The sequence below is a fragment of the Sphingobacterium sp. Lzh-3 genome (assembly GCF_046764375.1).
In the GTDB taxonomy this organism is placed as follows: Bacteria; Bacteroidota; Bacteroidia; order Sphingobacteriales; family Sphingobacteriaceae; genus Sphingobacterium.
In genome coordinates, this window is record NZ_CP177226.1 from 2,006,203 (window position 1) to 2,026,172 (window position 19,970).

The 19,970-nt window shown below is 38.6% G+C and carries 15 protein-coding genes and 3 tRNA genes; 11 read left to right on the forward strand and 7 right to left on the reverse strand.

What is annotated here, in order from left to right; all coding sequences use genetic code 11:
* Nucleotides 1–188: 188 nt before the first annotated feature.
* The gene (locus ACLCDV_RS08235) at nucleotides 189–1,916 is read right to left on the reverse strand and encodes an MFS transporter (RefSeq protein ID WP_317667702.1); all 1,728 of its coding nucleotides are present in this window, start codon (nucleotides 1,914–1,916) and stop codon (nucleotides 189–191) included.
* Between the two features lie 303 nt (nucleotides 1,917–2,219).
* Here ACLCDV_RS08235 and rho point away from each other — a divergent pair, with 303 nt between their 5' ends.
* Together rho and pssA are read left to right on the forward strand one after the other, a co-directional pair.
* A complete protein-coding gene (gene rho, locus ACLCDV_RS08240; RefSeq protein WP_411973410.1) occupies nucleotides 2,220–3,719 on the forward strand; it encodes a transcription termination factor Rho in 1,500 nt (499 codons plus the stop codon).
* 74 nt (nucleotides 3,720–3,793) lie between these two features.
* Nucleotides 3,794–4,480, forward strand: a complete 687-nt coding sequence (gene pssA / locus ACLCDV_RS08245) for a CDP-diacylglycerol--serine O-phosphatidyltransferase (RefSeq protein WP_341832672.1) — start codon at nucleotides 3,794–3,796, stop codon at nucleotides 4,478–4,480.
* Here the strand turns inward: pssA and folK are convergent.
* A complete protein-coding gene (gene folK, locus ACLCDV_RS08250; RefSeq protein ID WP_411973411.1) occupies nucleotides 4,477–5,304 on the reverse strand; it encodes a 2-amino-4-hydroxy-6-hydroxymethyldihydropteridine diphosphokinase in 828 nt (275 codons plus the stop codon). The two genes, pssA and folK, sit on opposite strands and share 4 nt — an antisense overlap.
* A 241-nt stretch (nucleotides 5,305–5,545) precedes the next feature.
* Between folK and sppA the strand changes: the two genes are divergently transcribed.
* The 3 genes from sppA (at nucleotide 5,546) to ACLCDV_RS08265 (ending at nucleotide 9,754) form a co-directional block, all read left to right on the forward strand.
* Nucleotides 5,546–7,312: a signal peptide peptidase SppA gene (sppA, locus tag ACLCDV_RS08255; RefSeq protein ID WP_317667698.1), complete on the forward strand. Its 1,767-nt coding sequence runs from the start codon at nucleotides 5,546–5,548 to the stop codon at nucleotides 7,310–7,312.
* Between the two features lie 216 nt (nucleotides 7,313–7,528).
* Nucleotides 7,529–8,719: a phosphoglycerate kinase gene (locus ACLCDV_RS08260; protein ID WP_411973412.1), complete on the forward strand. Its 1,191-nt coding sequence runs from the start codon at nucleotides 7,529–7,531 to the stop codon at nucleotides 8,717–8,719.
* Between the two features lie 180 nt (nucleotides 8,720–8,899).
* Entirely contained in the window at nucleotides 8,900–9,754 is an 855-nt protein-coding gene (locus ACLCDV_RS08265) for an endonuclease/exonuclease/phosphatase family protein (RefSeq protein WP_317667696.1), read from the forward strand.
* Here the strand turns inward: ACLCDV_RS08265 and ACLCDV_RS08270 are convergent.
* Nucleotides 9,751–12,438, reverse strand: a complete 2,688-nt coding sequence (locus tag ACLCDV_RS08270) for a hypothetical protein (protein ID WP_411973413.1) — start codon at nucleotides 12,436–12,438, stop codon at nucleotides 9,751–9,753. The genes ACLCDV_RS08265 and ACLCDV_RS08270 overlap by 4 nt on opposite strands.
* A gap of 806 nt (nucleotides 12,439–13,244) precedes the next feature.
* Between ACLCDV_RS08270 and mgtE the strand changes: the two genes are divergently transcribed.
* The 5 genes from mgtE (at nucleotide 13,245) to ACLCDV_RS08295 (ending at nucleotide 16,198) form a co-directional block, all read left to right on the forward strand.
* Nucleotides 13,245–14,621: a magnesium transporter gene (gene mgtE / locus ACLCDV_RS08275; RefSeq protein WP_317667694.1), complete on the forward strand. Its 1,377-nt coding sequence runs from the start codon at nucleotides 13,245–13,247 to the stop codon at nucleotides 14,619–14,621.
* Between the two features lie 245 nt (nucleotides 14,622–14,866).
* Nucleotides 14,867–14,940 (forward strand) — tRNA-Asn (locus ACLCDV_RS08280).
* Between the two features lie 50 nt (nucleotides 14,941–14,990).
* Nucleotides 14,991–15,064 (forward strand) — tRNA-Asn (locus ACLCDV_RS08285).
* Between the two features lie 88 nt (nucleotides 15,065–15,152).
* Nucleotides 15,153–15,226, forward strand: a tRNA-Asn gene (locus ACLCDV_RS08290).
* Nucleotides 15,227–15,283: 57 nt separating this feature from the next.
* The gene (locus ACLCDV_RS08295; RefSeq protein WP_317667693.1) at nucleotides 15,284–16,198 is read left to right on the forward strand and encodes a PfkB family carbohydrate kinase; all 915 of its coding nucleotides are present in this window, start codon (nucleotides 15,284–15,286) and stop codon (nucleotides 16,196–16,198) included.
* Here the strand turns inward: ACLCDV_RS08295 and ACLCDV_RS08300 are convergent, their stop codons facing one another.
* From ACLCDV_RS08300 to murB, 3 genes are all read right to left on the reverse strand, one after another.
* Nucleotides 16,199–16,444 carry a cytochrome b5 domain-containing protein gene (locus ACLCDV_RS08300; RefSeq protein ID WP_317667692.1) on the reverse strand — a complete coding sequence of 82 codons (246 nt, stop codon included), beginning with the start codon at nucleotides 16,442–16,444 and terminating at the stop codon, nucleotides 16,199–16,201.
* A gap of 31 nt (nucleotides 16,445–16,475) precedes the next feature.
* Nucleotides 16,476–16,985 (reverse strand): RNA polymerase sigma factor, encoded by a 510-nt coding sequence (locus ACLCDV_RS08305; protein ID WP_317667691.1) that lies wholly within the window; start codon nucleotides 16,983–16,985, stop codon nucleotides 16,476–16,478.
* 262 nt (nucleotides 16,986–17,247) lie between these two features.
* On the reverse strand, nucleotides 17,248–18,264 hold the full coding sequence (gene murB, locus ACLCDV_RS08310; RefSeq protein ID WP_411973414.1) for a UDP-N-acetylmuramate dehydrogenase: 1,017 nt from the start codon (nucleotides 18,262–18,264) through the stop codon (nucleotides 17,248–17,250).
* A 104-nt stretch (nucleotides 18,265–18,368) separates the two neighbouring features.
* Here murB and ACLCDV_RS08315 point away from each other — a divergent pair, with 104 nt between their 5' ends.
* Nucleotides 18,369–18,986: a TetR/AcrR family transcriptional regulator gene (locus tag ACLCDV_RS08315; RefSeq protein ID WP_317667689.1), complete on the forward strand. Its 618-nt coding sequence runs from the start codon at nucleotides 18,369–18,371 to the stop codon at nucleotides 18,984–18,986.
* Here the strand turns inward: ACLCDV_RS08315 and ACLCDV_RS08320 are convergent.
* Nucleotides 18,979–19,950 carry a YpdA family putative bacillithiol disulfide reductase gene (locus ACLCDV_RS08320; RefSeq protein ID WP_333577934.1) on the reverse strand — a complete coding sequence of 324 codons (972 nt, stop codon included), beginning with the start codon at nucleotides 19,948–19,950 and terminating at the stop codon, nucleotides 18,979–18,981. The genes ACLCDV_RS08315 and ACLCDV_RS08320 overlap by 8 nt on opposite strands.
* Between the last annotated feature and the right edge of the window lie 20 nt (nucleotides 19,951–19,970).

Genomic DNA, 19,970 nt, shown 5'->3' on the forward strand with positions numbered 1-19,970 from the left:
AATCAATTCCCCGAAAATACATTTTTTAATTTTAAATATCATAATTTATCCGCGTATTTTTCAAAAAATAAATTTTTGTACTTTGGTGACTATATAAAAAAACTGGCTTAACGATGTTGTTAAGCCAGTTTTTGAGCTGTGTAATAAAATTGTTTAAATAGTGTACTATTTACAATTAGTGAAGGGTATTAATGGCCCCCTTCAGCCTCTATTTCGTCAATATTGATTCCTTGTTTTGTTAATATTCCCTTAACAAATATCGCAAAGAAAACAACATAACAGAATCCGATTAATGGTAGAATATACGAGTTATGGATGCCGATAATATCCGCTAATTTTCCTTGAATCGGAGGAAGAACACCACCACCAAGAATCATCATGACAAGAAATGCCGAACCTTGAGCGGTATATTTACCTAAACCTACAATCGATAAACTGAAAATCGAGGACCACATAATTGAACAAGCAAGACCGCCTGATAAGAAAGCGTAGATTGCAATAGTGCCCGATGAGAATAGGCCAATTAACATCGCTATGATTCCAAATAATCCGAAAATAATTAATGTACGAGCCGGTTTTTCTTTACTTAGATAGAATGCTACAATTTGAAGAAGAATACATACTACGTAATAATAGAGATGTGACATTTCAAATCCTGCAAGCGTATTTACTCCGATGATAATGGAGAATGCAATCAGAGGAACGATAATCAATAATCCATTTTTAGTCGATTTACTCAAGTTAAAGGCTGTAATGGCACCGGCCCAACGACCAATCATCATACTCCCCCAATACATAGATACATAAGGAGTAATTTGCGATGATTGTAAATGACCAAATTCCTTCAATGTCAATAATTCCCCGAGGTTACTACCGATAGCAACTTCGATACCGACATAGATAAATAGGGCGAGCATACCCAAAGCCAATTGTGGATATTTCATCGCACCCCAGCCTTCTGGATTTTTTTGTGCGCTCTTATTGGAGAATAATAAACCGCCGATCACAACGACCAATGCTCCGGCCAACCATAGCATACGTTGCATTTCGAGTGGTTTGGCCACTTCTTTGATGTGCAATTTGAGTTGGTCAATCTGAACCTGATCCGTTAAACTTGAAACCTGTTTATGCAACTGCTCTACCTGCAAGGCTAAATCGCTCTTATAGCTTAGAAAAACCGGTGTGAACATACCAAAAAGTAGTACGGTCATAATGATCAATGTACGTAAAGCTTTATTAGCCTTTTCCATTGGTTCATCACTAATGCCAGCAGGAACTTTTTTACTGAAATTAAATAATGCTGCAGCAAGTAGGAACAATAGACCAACACCTATGTAAAGATAAACAACCTTGTTTAAAGGGAGGTTAGCGATCTCGGAGTCAGAAATAGGCTCAAAAGTTCCGAATAAGGAAAATCCGATAACAAGAGGTCCTATTGTTGTACCAAATGAGTTGATACCACCACCTAGGTTCACACGGGAAGCACCCGTTTTCGGATCGCCCAATAAAACGGCAAATGGATTTGCTGCAGTCTGTTGTAATGAAAAACCTAGGGCTACAACGAATAATCCCAACAACATACCAACATATAAGTTTACTTCGACAGCAACAATCATGGCTGCTGCACCCAAGGCCGAGAAAAGTAAACCGTAAACGATACTCTTTTTATATCCCCATTTTCCAACCAGGTCCTTTCCTCCGATTGAACTGAAAATAAATAGTAGCAATGCACCAATATAATAGGCTGTATAAAAAGCAAAGTCTATTAACTGGGATTGAAACTGGTCTAAATGAAAGTAATTTTTGCAGAACGGTATAAAAACACTGTTCCCTGCCGCAATGAACCCCCAAAAGAAAAACACAATAATCAATGTGTAGAGTGCGGGGTAATTGGTTTTAGTTTGTTGCTGTTCCATATAAGGGATCTAAAAACTTAAATTTTGAAAGGTACGAACTTATGAAAAAAAATATAAAATTCAATCTAAAAATGTTGTTAAATCGTTTTACTAGCTACAATAGTAAATATTTTTTTTGAAATATTTTGAAATAACAAAATTTGTTTTTTTCTTTGTCTAGGTTCTCAATATTTAATCCACTTCGGGTTTAAAAGAAATCATTAAGTTCTTCATCACATTTAATCATGGAAACTTGTTTAAGTGTGTAATCAGAATTCAGAAAAAAGCTCAAAAAAAAATCCAAAAATCATACACAACACATTAATGGATATTAACGAATTAAACGCTAAACTCGTATCGGAATTGCGCGAGATTGCTAAGTTGATCGGTATCGCAGATGCTGATAAATTGCGTAAACAAGAATTAATCGAAAGAATTAGCAATACTGGTGGGGAAGAGGAAGCAGCTCCAGCGCCAGCTGAAAAAGCAGCTAAAGTAGAGGAAGATAACCAGGAACATGCTGAACGTACACGTAAACGTGTGCGGACCGTAAAGACTGCGGAACCTGTCACGGTAAGAAAACGTGAAGTTTCTGAGCAAGACGAAACCCCGGTTGCAACCGAAGACGTACCATCAGCAGATAAAGGTCCCCAACCTGAAAAAGCAACACAAACTCCTAAAGCAGAAAACACTTCTTCAAGTACAGATTTCGATAATGTGATCGTTAATGAGGGTGTATTGGAGATTATGCCTGATGGTTACGGCTTCTTACGTTCATCAGATTACAACTATTTGACTTCTCCTGATGATATTTATGTATCACAATCTCAGATCAAATTATTTGGTTTGAAAACTGGTGATACGGTACGTGGTAGTATTCGTCCTCCTAAAGAGGGTGAAAAATACTTTCCTTTGGTAAGGGTTGAGGCTATCAATGGGCAAAATCCTGCTGAGGTACGGGATCGTGTGCCATTTGATTATTTGACACCATTGTTCCCCGATGAGCGTTTAAATTTGGATATGGGTGTTGGAAACTATTCGACACGTATCATGGATTTATTCACGCCAATAGGTAAAGGTCAACGTGGGTTAATCGTTGCTCAACCGAAAACAGGTAAAACAAACTTGTTGAAAGAGGTTGCAAATGCTATTGCAAAGAATCACCCAGAAGTTTATTTGATTATCTTATTAATTGATGAGCGTCCTGAGGAGGTTACTGATATGGCGAGAAGCGTGCGTGCTGAAGTTGTTTCTTCAACATTTGATGAGCCGGCTGACCGCCACGTGAAAATCGCTAATATCGTGCTTGAGAAAGCGAAACGTATGGTAGAGTGTGGACATGATGTCGTTATTTTGTTAGACTCAATCACAAGATTGGCTCGTGCATATAACACAGTTGCGCCTGCGTCAGGTAAAATTTTGTCAGGTGGTGTGGACGCTAACGCTTTACATAAGCCAAAACGTTTCTTTGGTGCCGCACGGAATATCGAAAACGGTGGTTCATTGACAATTTTAGCAACAGCATTAACAGATACAGGTTCTAAAATGGATGAAGTTATCTTTGAAGAATTCAAAGGTACAGGTAATATGGAATTACAGTTGGATCGTAAGTTGGCGAACAAACGTATCTTCCCTGCGATCGATATCACAGCTTCCAGTACACGTCGCGATGATCTATTGACTGACAAAGAAACATTACAACGTATTTGGGTACTTCGTAATCACTTATCTGATATGAATTCTACAGAGGCCATGGAATTTTTACAAGGTCAATTGCGTGGAACTAAATCAAATGAAGAATTTTTGATCAGTATGAATGGGTAATCCCATCAAATTTTGATATTTTAGCCATCATTTTTAATCGAATGATGGCTTTTTTTATAAAATTGATCCTGTAAATGAAAAAACATATCCCAAATCTACTGACTTGCCTAAATTTATTTAGTGGCTGTATCGCTGTATTGATGGCATTGCAAGGCAATATTCAAGTGGTTACTATTTGTGTCTTTGCGTCTGGGATATTCGATTTTTTTGACGGGATGGTGGCGCGGCTTCTTCATGTTAAATCACCAATCGGAAAAGAGCTTGATTCGTTGGCCGATATGGTCAGTTTCGGTTTTTTACCCGGGACAATTATGTTTACCCTATTGACAAAGGTGTTTCCTGATGGCTCTCTGTTGCCTTATCTAGGGTTTATCATTACTGTTTTCTCGGCCTTACGTTTAGCAAAGTTCAACCTGGATGAGCGTCAAACTTCTGATTTCATTGGCTTGAATACGCCAATGAATACATTTTATGTACTTTCACTGCCTTATATTGCAGACAAGTACCCGCAATTGGTTTTAAATCCGATTGTATTAATCGTTAGTATTCTTCTAACCAGTTATCTATTGGTGAGTGAAATTAGGTTGTTTTCGATGAAATTTAGTTCGATGGACTGGAAAACGAATAAGTTTCGCTTTATATTTTTGATCTTGACGTTGATCTTGTTTGTTGTTGGTCAATTTATGGCTTTACCGATTATTTTAGTTTTATATTTCCTATTATCGGCATTGCATTTCAATAAAAAAAACGATCTGGTTTAGATCGTTTTTTCATATTGTTCCAATTCAAACAGGAGCTCTTTCATTTCGATATCTATAATATCGAAGGTGGCCTGAAGGCCCTCGAGAGACTCTTCATTTTTTGCATTGGTCTCTAATTCCTCAAATTTTTCTTTTAAGTGAAAGGCACCGATATAGTCCATTGTCGGTTTGATATGATGGGCTGTATCACCAATCTTTTGAAGATCACCTTCAGCTACCGCTTGTCGGAGCTTGTCGAGATCCACAGGTGTTTGGATAAGATACATGGATACAAATTGTTTGATTAATTCGTGGTTGTCAAACATGTTTTGGCGGATCAGTTCAATGTCGATATGGTTCATCGTCGCTAATTTCTTTACGGGTAAGTCGTCTTTGCATTTATCCAATAAATATACGTTATTTTTTTTGTAAACGGGATGGATATAGCCCGGAGCTATTTCTACCAATGGTTCGAGTGTGAACTTCCGTTCGGCGATATAAGGGTGTGGGATCTGCAGTGCGGGCAAGTCGATGATTTCCTGATTAAAGTAGAGTATATCGATGTCAATTACTCTTTCACCCCATTTTTTTATGCGGATACGTCCTAATTCCTGTTCGATATGTTGTGTTAGATTTAAACATGCCGAAGGCTGTAACTCGGACGCTACTAAAACGACCTGATTCAAAAAGGCTGGTTGGTCCTCAACTCCCCAGGCCGCTGTTTCATAAATCGAAGAAACTTCAATAATTTCTCCAACGTGTGTTTCAAGTTGTTTTCTCGCTAGATCAAGCTGTTGAAAACGGTCTCCGAGGTTAGTGCCCAAAAGTATATAAATCTTATTCATAATGCTAAATTAAGCTTTTGGGGAACTTAGTTGTTTGAATTTCGGCTATTTCTTTGGATTTAGGGTATTGATGATCTTTGGATAGGTAGATTTCTTTCAGGCTAGGCTCCTTAATTTCGCGAATAAAATGTGGTGTAGATGAAATAAAAGACTGGGTGAATAAAAAATATTGCCTTACCTTTAGTGAAAAATAGGTCTTTCTCTTGGAAGATATCTTATGGATCGGATTTAATTACAAAATATGAAATCATTTTTTAAGTACGTACTGGCAACAATTACGGGGATTGTGATCTCTTTTGTTGTGTTGTTTATTGTTTTGATGGGGATAATTGGGGCGATTATCAGCTCGGCGTCCTCTGATCAGGAGATTGTTGTTAAAAGCAACTCGGTTTTATACCTATCTTTTGATTATGATATTACAGAGCGAAGTGAAGCGAATCCTTTGGGTAGTCTCAATCTTCCAGGTTATTCTACTAAAAATATTGGGTTGGACGATATTTTGGCGAGGATCAAGTATGCAGCTACGGATGGGAATATTAAAGGGATCTATTTAGATGCTAGTCATATCGGAGTTGGTTTTGCGAGCTTAAAGGAAGTCAGGGACGAACTTTTGGCCTTTAAGAAAACCGGAAAATTTGTTGTTGCTTATAATGCCGGGTATGACCAAAAGGCCTATTATGTAGCGAGCATCGCTGATAAAGTATATGTTAATCCACAAGGAACGATTGATTTCAGAGGCTTGGCAAGTTCTACGATGTTCTATAAAGACCTCTTGGATAAGGTTGGAGTAGAGATGCAGATTGTGAAGGTAGGTACATTTAAAAGTGCTGTTGAACCTTACTTTTTGAATAAAATGAGTGATCCCAATCGTTTGCAGGTAACATCATATTTGGGAAGTATATACAGTACTTTTATTAATGAAATAGCAGCGAGCAGAAATATTGCTGCCGATTCATTACGGGCTATAGCAAATGACTATCGCGTTCGGGATGCGGACGATGCGGTTAAATATAAGCTTGCGGATGCCAAGCTGTATAAAGACGAACTTTTGTCAGACTTGAGAAAACGTTTGAAAATTTCGGAAAAAGATGAAATATCGTTTGTTTCTCTACTGGATTATAATAAAAAGGTAAAAGACGATGCGAGTGGATCTGAAGTCGCAGTTCTTTATGCTGCTGGAGAAATTGTTGACGGTGAGGGTACTGGACCTGGCCAAATCGGCGGTGATAAATTCTCCCGCGAACTACGAAAATTAAGAGAAGATGATGCAGTCAAAGCTGTTGTTTTGCGTGTTAATTCACCGGGAGGGTCTGCTTTGGCTTCAGATATTATTTGGCGGGAAGTTATCTTGACCAAGAAAGTGAAGCCTGTCATCGTTTCCATGGGAGATTTAGCTGCATCGGGAGGGTACTATATCTCAGCGGCAGCGGATTCGATATTTGCCGAACCTACTACGATTACAGGATCTATTGGCGTATTTGGCGTGATTCCTAATTTCCAAAATCTGATGAACAATAAGATTGGAGTACATTACGATGGTGTAAAAACGGGTAAGTTTGCGGATTTGATGACTTCTTTTGATCGCCCGTTGACAGCGGAAGAAAGGGATATCATCCAGCGGGAAGTTGATAAAGTATATGGTACATTTACGAAAGTTGTTGCAGACGGCCGTAAATTATCCATTGCTGATGTTGATAGTATTGGGCAGGGAAGAGTTTGGACCGGTGCGCAAGGATTGAATAATAAATTGGTTGACCGTCTCGGAAACTTGGATGCCGCTATTCAGGCTGCCGCTAAAAAGGCCAACTTGAGCAAATACAAGGTGTCCCAGTATCCGGAGAAAGAGGATCCTTTTACCTCAATATTGAATAATTCAAAAGAAAAAGTCCAAGTTTGGGTTGCAAAAGAGCAAATGGGCGAATACTATCGTTATTTTGATGTCATGAAAAAAGCTACAGCACAGACGGGTGTGCAGGCGAGATTGCCTTATAGCGTTGAGATTCACTAGCAATTGATTCGCAAAGGGAGTCCAATCGTCGGATGGTTGTAGATTATTATGGTTTATCACGATGGAGGTAATTCTTACGTTGTGTGACGAGTAGTTCGATCCAAGGTAAGAATTGCCATTAATAAATAATTATTTCCAATGAAAGCAAATGCTTTTTTTTATATTTAGCTGTTCGTTTGACAAAACGACCTAATCCCAAATCAATAAAGTTACATAATGAAAACAGTAGACGATTTAAATTTTGCAGGTAAAAAAGCCTTGGTACGTGTGGATTTCAACGTGCCTTTGGATGAAAATTTCAATATTACGGATGATAATCGTATCCAGGGAGCGGCTCCTACAATAAAGAAGATTTTGAATGATGGTGGAAGCGTGATATTGATGTCCCACTTAGGAAGGCCAAAAGATGGTCCTACTGATAAGTATTCATTAAAACATATTGTTGCTCATCTTTCACAGGTTTTAGGTACTGATGTTCAGTTTGCCAATGATTGTATCGGTGCAGAGGCTGTAGAAAAGGCTGCAGCTTTGCAAGCTGGTCAGGTTTTATTGCTAGAAAACCTTCGCTTCTATAAAGAAGAAGAAAAGGGAGATGTTGAGTTTGCAGAGAAGTTGTCCAAATTGGGAGATGTCTATGTAAACGATGCTTTCGGTACAGCGCACAGAGCTCATGCTTCGACAGCAATTGTAGCACAATTCTTCCCAGGGGCTAAATATAGCGGTTACCTGATGGCAGCTGAGGTCGGAAATGCGGAGAAAGTATTGAATAATCCGGTTAGACCTTTTACAGCAATCATGGGTGGCGCAAAAGTTTCTGATAAAATTCAGTTAATTGAGGCCTTATTGGATAAAGTTGATAATCTTTTGATCGGTGGAGGCATGGCTTATACGTTTATCAAAGCTAGAGGCGGTGAAATTGGTCAATCATTGGTTGAGATCGATAAACTTGATTTAGCGAATGAGTTGGTAAAAAAAGCGAAGGAAAAAGGTGTTAACCTGGTTATTCCTACGGATGCTCAGATTGCAGATGCATTTTCAAACGATGCCAATGTATATGATGGACCAAATGATCAAATTCCGGCAGATTTGCAAGGTCTTGATATCGGGCAGGAGTCTGCAGCAAATTTCGCAGCGATCATCAAAAATTCTAAGACAGTTCTTTGGAATGGTCCGATGGGTGTTTTTGAATTTGATACCTTTGCGAAGGGTACCAAAGCTGTTGCTGATGCTGTTGTGGAAGCAACGAAGAATGGTGCATTCTCTTTAATAGGAGGGGGGGATTCTGCTGCTGCGGTAAGTAAATTTGGTATGTCTGAGGATGTAAGTTACGTCAGTACCGGTGGTGGTGCGCTTTTGGAATACATGGAAGGAAAAGTTCTTCCGGGTGTGAAGGCACTTGAAGATTAATATAAATCAAATTTTTAGAAAAGGGACAACGTTATGTTGTCCCTTTTTTATTAAAAAGATCTGTATTATGTACTAAACTATTGATGTAATGTCAGATTAAATCAATTATCTGTTAAATGTTTGTGTAGTACTGGTGAGTTTTTATTGTATTTGCTAAATTTATCATGACATGGGTTATATATGCAGATATTGATGGATGCTAATAAGAGTAAAGAAAAAGGTAGTTCTGGTTTTTTTTCGGTACTGACGTATAATGTCGCGGGCTTGCCCGGGATTATTTCTTCTGCGATTACAGGTAGAAGTAGAAGTATTGCTGAAATTGGAAAGAAGATCAATCCTTTTGATATTGTTAATGTACAGGAGGATTTCAATTATAATAGAAGTTTATATTGGGGTGGGAATTCACATCCCTATCGCACGAAAACCAAGGGACGTGTTCCCTTTGGTGATGGTCTCAATACCTTGTCTCATTTTCCAATGACCGATGTTGTTCGTGTGCCCTGGAAGAAACGTACGGGAGCAGATTTTCTAACACCGAAGGGCTTTACCTTAGTTCAGGTAGAAATCGTTCCTGAAGTATGGTTGGATGTTTATAACGTTCATGCGAATGCGCAGAATAGCAGGAAAGCTTCAAGCGCACGTCGAGATAATCTCAATCAGTTACGTGATTATATCGGGGAACATTCGAGCGATAAGCCGCTTATTGTCATGGGTGACTTTAATGCCCATTATAGTTTTTGTGATGATAACCTGCATGATTTTATGGATTCCACAGCTTTGGTTGACAGCTGGGTTGAGCTCGAAAATGGAGGTTTAGTGCCAGAGGTGCGACATGAGTTTAAGCCTCCACATATGTTGTCTATCGGTAATCAAAGCGAATCTATCGATAAGATTCTTTACCGGAGCAGCAGTCACCTAAGTCTTGCTGCCCGGGATTATAATATAGAAAATAACCTATTCACCAATATGAAAGGGCTGCCTCTGTCGGATCATTATGCCTTGGCACTGAATTTTAACTGGGCTATTCATCCCTAATAAGTGTAGTTTAAACTGAATGTTGGAACAACACGTTGCGTTGCCGTGTTGTCATTGATATAGCTGCCCTTGACGACGAATTCGAAATCTGGAAGTGGGTATCTGAATGCATTGAAATCAAGCGATAGATAGGCTCCAAAACTTTTTGGTGAAATCTCCCTGTGTTTGTGTATGTTTTGATAATCGGCAAATATTCCACCTTTTACGCGTTTAATATAAGCTAAGGATCCTAAACCAAGGTCGGGATAAGCTATGGGGAAACGATAGTTGACCAATACCGTATTTTTTATTTTTTCATATTTGTAGTAGCTGAATCCACTCACTAAAGGGATATCGTTGATATATTGATAAATTCCTGATCCTGTTTGGGCACTCAGTCTGATTTGAAAGCCGTGATTGCTCATGAATCCAGGTAGATAAAATACTGTTCGTGCTGATAAAATTTCACCTTTTGCATTGTTTTCGAAGGGGGTATGCCGATAGGTGACGCTAAAATTTTGCCCCCATCTTGGGTAGAGATCCATACTGGCCATACGCGCATTGCGATTGAGGTAAAGCTGATATGTTAATGGAAATGCAGTCTCGTAATTAAAGTTTTTGACATCTGTTCGGCTAAGATCATAGCGCCTTAGATAAGCTGTTGCGAGGTTGAATCCAGTGGAATAGACGTAGTCTCTTCTGTAAAAGGAGAGTGGGATGGAGATCTGTGAGGATATATAATGCTCGCGCCAGTCGAAGCGGATGCTACTGTCTGGTTTATTAGGGATGCTTGCTGCTGCGATTTGCCCTCTGTTTTCATAACGTAATGAGAATTTTGGGAAGTACTTGTTGTAGGTCAGTTCTGCCGAGTATACTCCTTTTCGAATGTCGGTGTCATATTCATATCCCAGTGCAATTTGTGTGGTGTTTAAGATATTGTTTGATAACCAGAAGACGCCGGGTTTAAAATTGTCGAAACTTTCAAAATTACTGCTGCTTAACGAAAGGCTATGAAAATTGAACGTTCTACCTAGCCCACTATAAGGAACAATTTGGTAGTGTTGGCTTGTGTCTCCTGCGATGGAAGCAATGTTTTTTATGCTGTCTTTCGTTAATGCTGTGCTATAGTAATGCGAAAAATAATCTGTTTCGGGACGGATATCAAATGTTGTGTCTATGGATGTTTGGGCGATTTTGTAACCATTGTATTGGTAATCGTTAAAGAATAATTGCCTTGTATCCTTGTCGTAAAAAGGGTTGAAGGCGCCAAACTGTGCTTTTGTCACTAGCTGTTTTTTACCAGATAAGCGATCAATAGTGTAGATATTATCGATACCATTGAAGTTAGCTTTTGTGATGATCTTCATACCTGAAAGGTATTGTGGCCTTTCATATTGTTGGTTACCCCATGGTGTTAGGTTGGAGATTTTGTTATTATTCAAGTCAATTTCACATAGGGCAGTTCCAGATTGGGACAAACGTATGCCAATTATTTTATCTCCTTCGGCGTTGAAAGCCGGATGCTGGAGCTGTTCAGCGTTGCCTATTTTAATCCGTTTGATGACATTGTTGTTTTTAAGGCTTATAAGCGTCAGATAGCTATCGTTGGATAAATCTACCTCAACACATGCGATGTTTTCGTCTAGTGGGCTAAAAATAGGTGAATAATATCTCGTCTGTTTGCTGAGCTGGTTAATTTTCCCTGTTTTGAGATTCATGATATTGATGACGCTGTATGTTCTCTTGTTGAAACGTGGATCTTTATGAAGCTCATCCCATACGATGTAATTGCTGTTTACGTCAAAATGTGGCGTCAACTGTATGCCGGTTTTGACGAGCCTATTTTCTGTGTTTGTTGCCGTATCATAGGTGTAAATTGCATTGGTCTTTTGTGGATTCTGTTTAATAAAATAGATCAGACCATTCTTATGTTTCGGCAATAAATTACTGTTGTAATAACTGTTGTTTTTTTTATTTATTTCTGTGTACTTCTGGTATTGATAATCGCTTGTTTTTTTAGTCCATATGGCATCTAAATTTGCTATTGTTTTGTTGTATAAATAGGTACTATTTCCACCTATTTTTTTCTTTAAAACGCGATTGATATTATAGGGGTATAGCGGTTTTTTGTTAAGCTCTGAAAAGAGGTCGGCTTCATAATTCGAGGGTAATTCTGATTTTAAAGTGGAGGTCATCAGATAGCCGATTGTATAGTAACTCGGGACAATATCTTTATAAGATCCCAGTAAATATTTATTAAAACTATAGTTGTGATTCGATTGAAAGTTTGCTTTGATTGGCATTTCAAAAGCGGGTAATCTCCCTCTTCCTCCTTCCGAATATATCGTTTCAGTTAGCGTTGCATCCCCTTCGAAATACCAAGAAGGGACGGTCAGTCCATAGTAGGCTAGGGCTAATTGTTCAAAAAATGGGGCGCGTAGTTTGCCTGTCAATTTGTCAAATTGACTTACGTGTCTTGACTCATGCAGGATCAAATTGGGTAGCCAGGTCTGATTGTCTGGCTCTGCTCCGGCGGTGCTGTACAGTTCAGACTTACGTGGAGACAGTTGGACAAAACCATTCGTTTGTAGATTCGTGTTATGGATAATGAACGGAATTTTCCGCGGTGTTATTTTGTAATTTCTAGAAGTTGTACGCAGCGATCGGTTAACCTGGTCAGCTAGGGTAGGGGCCTTGCTCTTCATTTCTTCGGGGAAGATAAGTTGAAAATTCTTCGTTTCAATCTTATACCATTTTTGGCTTAAAGGGGCTTGGCTGTCTTCAAAAAATTGAGCGGAACTTTTTTGTGAATATATTATTAATGACAATAATGATAATGTGTTGATAATTATGTTTTTATGTCTCATTAATTTCCGGATATTTAGTGTTTGCTATTTTTTTTAGTTTTATTAACGTCTTTTTTGTAAACTTTAAGTTTCTATAAATGTTTTTTAAATACTGAATAGCAATTTGTTATGAATTTATTGTTTCTCGCTTTTTATTGCTTTTTTTTATTCAAAAAGATATCTGAAATGTCAGGTAAGTCTGATTTGGAGCCCTTGATTGAACAGGTTAAAGCATACGACGAATATACTTAAATAATTGGCGATTCTAGGGATAATGTCAGGAAAATATGTTTGCTTTTTTTATAGAAAAATCTTGCCGTTATGGAGGGTTGATTTTGATGATATGTTCACGGAATAGCAATTAGAGGTTTGATCTGTTTTAAGAAAGTGCATTGATAAGGAGGTGATGAGTAGTCTCGTTCTTTTCGGAGTTTGGAACTGTAGGTAATGATGCGGGGGCATTTTTTTTCTTTATTTTTTATTGATGACAAAATGTCTTGTTTTAATTTTGGATATTGGAAGATAAGTGCTTTGTTTATTCCAATTGATGTGATAGATAATAGGTTTTTATTATTTATTTTTTTATGCAGAATTTACTTTAAAAAAGCGATTTTTGTAACGTATAAATTTTATGTAGATGTAGGCTTTTTAAATCGATAGGAGATATGGAAGAACTGGAAATGCAGGTGAATCAAATAGAGCAATTGATAGCAAGTGGAGATCTTGATGGGCTGGAAGAATTTTTGAATGAATTAAATATTTCCGAAGTTGAGGAGCTGATAGATGAGTTGCCCGAACATGGTTCACTATTTATAGAATCGTTAAATTTGAATCGCGCAGTCAACGTTTTTCGTATCCTTGATTTTCCTACTCAAAACAGGATTTTTAAGAAGCTTTCTAAAGCGAAAATTAGTGCTCTAATTAACGAGTTGCCACCTGACGATCGGACCTCATTTTTTTCAGAAATGAAGGACGATATAAAGCATTTAATTTTATTGTTACCGCCCAAAGATCGTGTTGAAGCCTTGGCGTTGTTGGGCTATCCAGAAGACAGTGTTGGGCGTCTGATGACTCCTGATTATATTACTGTAAAAGAGCATTGGAGCATTGAACGGATATTGGGACATATCCGACGTTACGGAAGGGATTCGGAGACGATCGATGTATTGTATGTGATTGATGGCAACGGGAAGCTGGTTGACGATATTCGGATTAAAGATGTGCTGATGGCTGAGCCAGATACTGTGGTTGGTGAACTGATCGATCATCGTCTGATATCGCTAAATGCTTACGACCCACAAGAGGAAGCGATCAATATTTTTCGGATGAATAATCGGGTGGCCCTGCCTGTTGTTGATGAGCAAGGGGTAATGTTGGGGATAGTAACTGTCGATGATATTCTTTGGGTAGCAAACGAGGAGTACACGGAAGATATGCAACGTATCGGGGGAACGGAGGCTTTGGATGAGCCTTATCTGGATGTGTCGATTAAGAACTTGGTGAAAAAAAGAGCCGGTTGGCTTATTGTGTTATTTCTCGGGCAACTTTTGACAGCGACGGTTATTGAACACTTTGAGGAGCAAATGGCGAGTGCAATAATGTTGTTTGCGCTGATGCCTGTTATTATTTCAAGTGGCGGTAACAGTGGTTCGCAAGCTTCAACATTGATTATTCAGGCGATGGCCTTGGGGGAAGTTACGCTAGGCGACTGGTGGCGGGTGATGCGAAGGGAGATCATATCGGGTTTGTTATTGGGGCTTATTTTGGGAACGCTGGGATTTATACGGATTATGGCCTGGCAATCTTTCGCGCATAGCTATGGGGAATACTGGGTATTGGTTGCATTGGTGATTTCCTTATCCCTAGTTGGTGTTGTGCTCTGGGGATCTTTGATGGGTTCTATGTTGCCTTTTGTGATGAAACGGCTTGGGGCTGATCCTGCAAGTTCTTCGGCGCCCTTTGTGTCGACATTGGTCGATGTGACAGGCTTGCTGATCTATTTTAGTGTCGCGACGCTGATTTTGAAAGGTGTATTGCTTTAGCTATCGATTTTAGGCTATTGTCGATTGGTTAGATGATAGGCATTGTATATAAAAAAAAGGATTATGTTGGTTTAGGCGCTCAAAAACGGTTTTTGTGGAGGTGGAAGAAAAATAAAATTAAATTATTCTAATTGGAATTTAGGAAGTTGTAAAAAATGTGCTCAAAAAATTTGTAGTATTCTAATAATCTTCCGATACTTGCATCACGGAAACGCGATAGGGTCTCCGGGAAAATTGAAAAACACTCCTGAATAGCTCAGCAGGTTAGAGCATCTGACTGTTAATCAGAGGGTCGCTGGTTCGAGCCCAGCTTCAGGAGCAATTTAATAACTTACATAACCGGGGTTTTTAAAATATTCAATTTTTCATTCCTGAATAGCTCAGCCGGTTAGAGCATCTGACTGTTAATCAGAGGGTCGCTGGTTCGAGCCCAGCTTCAGGAGCAACAATGCAAATATTTTATTTGCAAATAATATTAAAATGTACTACTTTTGTACACTCTATGAGAAAGGAATTTCTCGAAAAATAAATTCCTGAATAGCTCAGCAGGTTAGAGCATCTGACTGTTAATCAGAGGGTCGCTGGTTCGAGCCCAGCTTCAGGAGCAATATTGAAACCGGCTTTACGCCGGTTTTTTTGTTTACCATGCTTATTAAAAAACTATGAGTTTAGTAATTATTGGTACGGTGGCCTTCGATACAATAGAAACGCCGTTCGGTAAAACTGACAAAATTCTAGGTGGTGCCGGTACATTTGCTAGTTTGGCGGCATCATATCTATGTGATCAAATCAAGTTGGTCAGCGTTGTTGGGGAGGATTTTGGAGACGACAATCTTGATCTTATCAAGAAACGCGGCATAGATGTGACGGGTGTTCAGGTGATCACCGGGGGACAAACTTTTTCTTGGTCGGGAAGGTATCATAACGACATGAATAGTCGTGATACATTGGCGACAGACTTAAATGTATTAGCTGATTTCGATCCAATTATCCCGGAGAGCTACCAGGATTGTGAATATCTTCTTTTGGGTAATCTTACACCTCAAATACAATTAACAACGTTGGAGCGCTTGGTGCACAAACCTAAGCTGGTTGTTCTGGATACCATGAACTACTGGATGAATGTTGCCATGGACGATTTAAGGAAGGTGCTTCTAAAAATTGATGTATTGGCTATAAATGATTCTGAGGCAAGGCAACTGTCAGGGGAGTATTCTCTGGTTAAAGCTGCAAAAGTCATTTTAGCAATGGGACCTAAATATTTAATTATCAAAAAAGGAGAGCATGGCGCGCTTCTTTTCGGAGAGAACCAGATTTTTTCTGCTCCGGCACTACCGTTAGCGGATGTGTTTGATCCAACCGGTGCGGGTGATTCTTTTGCGGGAGGTTTTATCGGCTATCTTGCCAAAGTAAAAAGTATAAACTTTACAAACATGAAGAATGCATTGATTTTTGGCTCTGCGCTAGCTTCGTTCTGTGTAGAGAAATTTGGAACAGATCGTTTGGTTGATCTGACCCAAGAGGACATACAAAAGCGTTTGAACGCTTTTGTTGCCCTATCTCAGTTTAATTTATAATCATTGATCTTTCAGTTTTCCGACGATCTGAAATTTTGAAAATACAGATGCTGAATGAGGGGCTTCTTGGAGCTCCTCAGTTAGATTTTGTCCGGCCCAATGCTCGTAATGCATTCCGTTTTTCCACAGTCTACTTTCGCTGACATCATAAATAAATCCGCTATAGGCGACCCAAATCTGTGGTTTGTCCTGACCGTTACGTAAAGCCAGTTGGCTTTTGCTGTATTCTGGTAATTCTTCTGCCATTCGTAATTGTAAAAAGGCGAAGATAGGAAAACTAGGCTACTTTATATGCCGATAGTGATCTTTTCATTAATTTTCGAGCGACATGAATTCTCGTTTTTACCGTTCCAATGGGAATGTTTAAGTGTTCGGATATCTCGTGGTATTTAAACCCCTCGTAGTATAGCGAAAACGGGATGTAATATTCTTCCGAAAGACTGGATAAAGCTTCATGGATGTCTTCCATGACAAATTTGCTTTCGCCCTGATTGGAAGAAGCGGATAATAGGAGGTTAGAATTAGAAATATCCTCGTCTTTCGTAATGAAAGAGTTGGTTTTCACAATACGTCTATAGTTATTAATAAACGTGTTTTTCATGATGGTGTAAAGCCATCCTTTCAAATTGGTTCCTTCTTTGAAATTTTTAAAATAGGTTACAGCTTTCAGGATGGTATCCTGAACGAGATCGTTGGCATCTTCGTAGTCGCTGGTAAAATTTCTGGCGTAGAGTTTTAATGAGTCCGATTGCTCAATAACCATGGTGTCAAATTCATTCTTTGTCATAGCTTAATGAATTATAACTGTTCTTTTTACAAAACAGTACGTTTATAAAATGCGGTTCATTAAGTATGAGGCAAATAATGCGCCAAAAATGGTAAAATTCGATTTGTTAATATAATTTTAAGATTATTTTAAGAAGGGCAAACGTGTGCGTAAACTAACTTTAAGTAAATAAAATTAGCTCAAAGTGATGATTAGCCAAGGTGAGAGCTGTTTTTATATTGCTTTCATATTTAAAAAAAGTATTTTTACTTTTTTTAAATCTTTACAGTAAATTAACCTCACGCTCTAGCTTTATGCCAAATTTGTTGGTTACATCCCTTATAATTTGTTCCGATAGCTTATAAATTTCCTGTCCTGTAGCGTTTTGTCTATTTATTAGTACAAGTGCCTGATTTTTCCATACACCTGCTTGTCCATATTCTTTTCCTTTCCAACCGCATTGTTCTATTAACCATCCAGCAGCCAATTTTGTTTCATTATTGGGCATAGGATAATGCGGTATTATAGGATATTTTTTCTGAAGCGGCTCAAAAATGGATGCAGTAACGACCGGGTTTTTAAAGAAACTCCCGGCATTACCAACTGTACTTGGGTCAGGAAGTTTTTCTACACGGATTTTAGATACAATGGTTGCGATATCTGCAATGCTTGGATTCGTTATATTTTCTTTGGCAAGTTCGGCTTCTATTGCACCGTAAGTCGTATTGATATGCGGGGTTCTGCTCAGTTTATAGGTTACCTGTGTAATAATAAACCTTCCTTTGTGTTCCGTTTTGAAAATGCTATCCCGATAGGAAAAATTGCAATCTTCTTTCTTGAATGTCGCAAAAATGCCAGAATGTGTATCGAAAGCTTGGCATTCGTGAAAAACATACATTAACTCGGTACCGTATGCACCGATGTTTTGCACAGGAGAAGCACCAACAGTGCCGGGAATTAGGGCCATGTTTTCAATGCCAGCATAATTATGTTCAATACAATGCCAAACGAAGTCATTCCAGATCTCTCCAGCTTGCGCTGTGACATAGACATCGTCCCCATCTATTCTTGATTGTATACCCTTGCTGTTCATTCGAATAATATAGCCTTCGAATGCTTTGGTGAAAAGGACATTGCTACCAGCTCCAAGAACGAAAAAGTTCTCTTTAAAAATATTGTTTTTAAAAATTTCGGTCAATGTTTCATTGTCATTCACTTCGATTAGAAAATTTGTCTTTTCGTCTATTCCAAACGTGTTGAACGGTTTTAAAGATATATTCGATTGAATGTTTAATTTCATATTGACTTTAGTTTTCAGAAATTCAAAAAAATCAGCTATCTTTAGCATGATAATCGGTAAAGATAGTATAAACCGTTTATTTAACGATAAAAAATATATGTTTAATGGGTAATGCAGATGTAAAAAGAATCAAAATTCTAGAAGCTGCGACAAGGCGCTTTGCACATTTTGGAATGGCTAAGACAACGATGTCGGAAATAGCCAAAGATCTCAATTTTTCAAAAGCATTGCTGTATTATTATTTTCCGGATAAGAATAGTTTATATTCTGCTGTTTTCGAATATGTTATTGATAAAATGATCGAGGACATTGAAGAAGTCATTGGAAGAGGCGGGGATTTTGAGGAGATTATGATGTATTCCATTGATATGCGTGTCAAGATTATCAACCAGTATTATAATTTATTCGAATACACCATGAAAATGGTGAAAGAGCTTCCGGATGAGTTGGAGCAGGTATTTAAAGAATCCTATCTACGGGAAGTAGAAATTATCGAGAAGATTCTCCAGATTGGTATTGACGCTGGCGAGATACGGGTTGAAGATATCAATGAAACTGCGCGGATCCTTCTGTATTCACTATTTGGTATGCGTATGGGCATATTAAAGGATATGAAAAAAATGTTGTTCCCAACAAAAGAAGAATTCGATCATATTCTCAGTTTACAGAAGAAAATGATGAAAATCTTCTTAAATGGTTTACGTTTTCAGCTCGTTAAGTAAGTGTCGAGCGAATGTGGCCGATTATCTGTTTGGCATGAATCCGTGAATTTTCAATAAACCAAAGGTGGGTATTTAAGCCCCCGCAAACGACCCCTGCTAAATATATTCCGGCAATATTTGTCTCCATTGTTTCTTCATTATGGCTAGGAATGCAAGGCGCCTCCTCGGGAATATCAATTCCGATCTTTTTCAAGAAATCAAAATTTGGGCGATAGCCGGTTAGGGCTAGCACAAAGTCGTTTTGAAGTTCGACCATGCCATTGGGTGTTTGGATACGGGCAGTAGTTGCGGTAACTTCTGTTAAGTGGCTATTATAGTACACATCGATTTCACCAGCGGCTATTCGATTTTCAATATCAGGTTTTACCCAATATTTTACCCGGCGGCTGATTTCACTACCACGGATCACCAAAGAAACACGGGCTCCTTTTCGATAAGTTTCGAGTGCAGCATCAATGGATGAATTGCTGGCGCCCACAACGATTACGTTTTGGCTGCTGTAGTAATGCGGATCATCGTAGTAGTGTCTAACTTTAGGAAGTTCTTCCCCTGGAATATTAAGCAACATCGGGATGTCATAAAAACCTGTAGCGATGATGACTTTTTTGGTCAAATATGTGCTTTTGCTGCTGTAGACCATAAATTCAGTGCCTTCATTCTTGATTTCAAGTACTTCTTCGAATAGGTGTGTATCTAGTGCGAACTTTTGCTGTATTCGCCTGTAATATTCCAATGCCTCCATACGTTTTGGCTTAGGGTTGGTCGTAACAAAGGGTATATCACCAATTTCTAATCTTTCGGATGAGGAGAAGAAGGTCATATTTTGCGGGTAATTATATAGTGAATTAACCAAACAGCCCTTTTCAAGAATAAGATAGCTTAAATTCGCTTCTTTAGCTTCTAAGGCACAGGCTAAGCCAATTGGCCCGCCACCAACTATAATCAGGTCGTACCGTGTTATCATATCGCTCATGGTGTAAATGT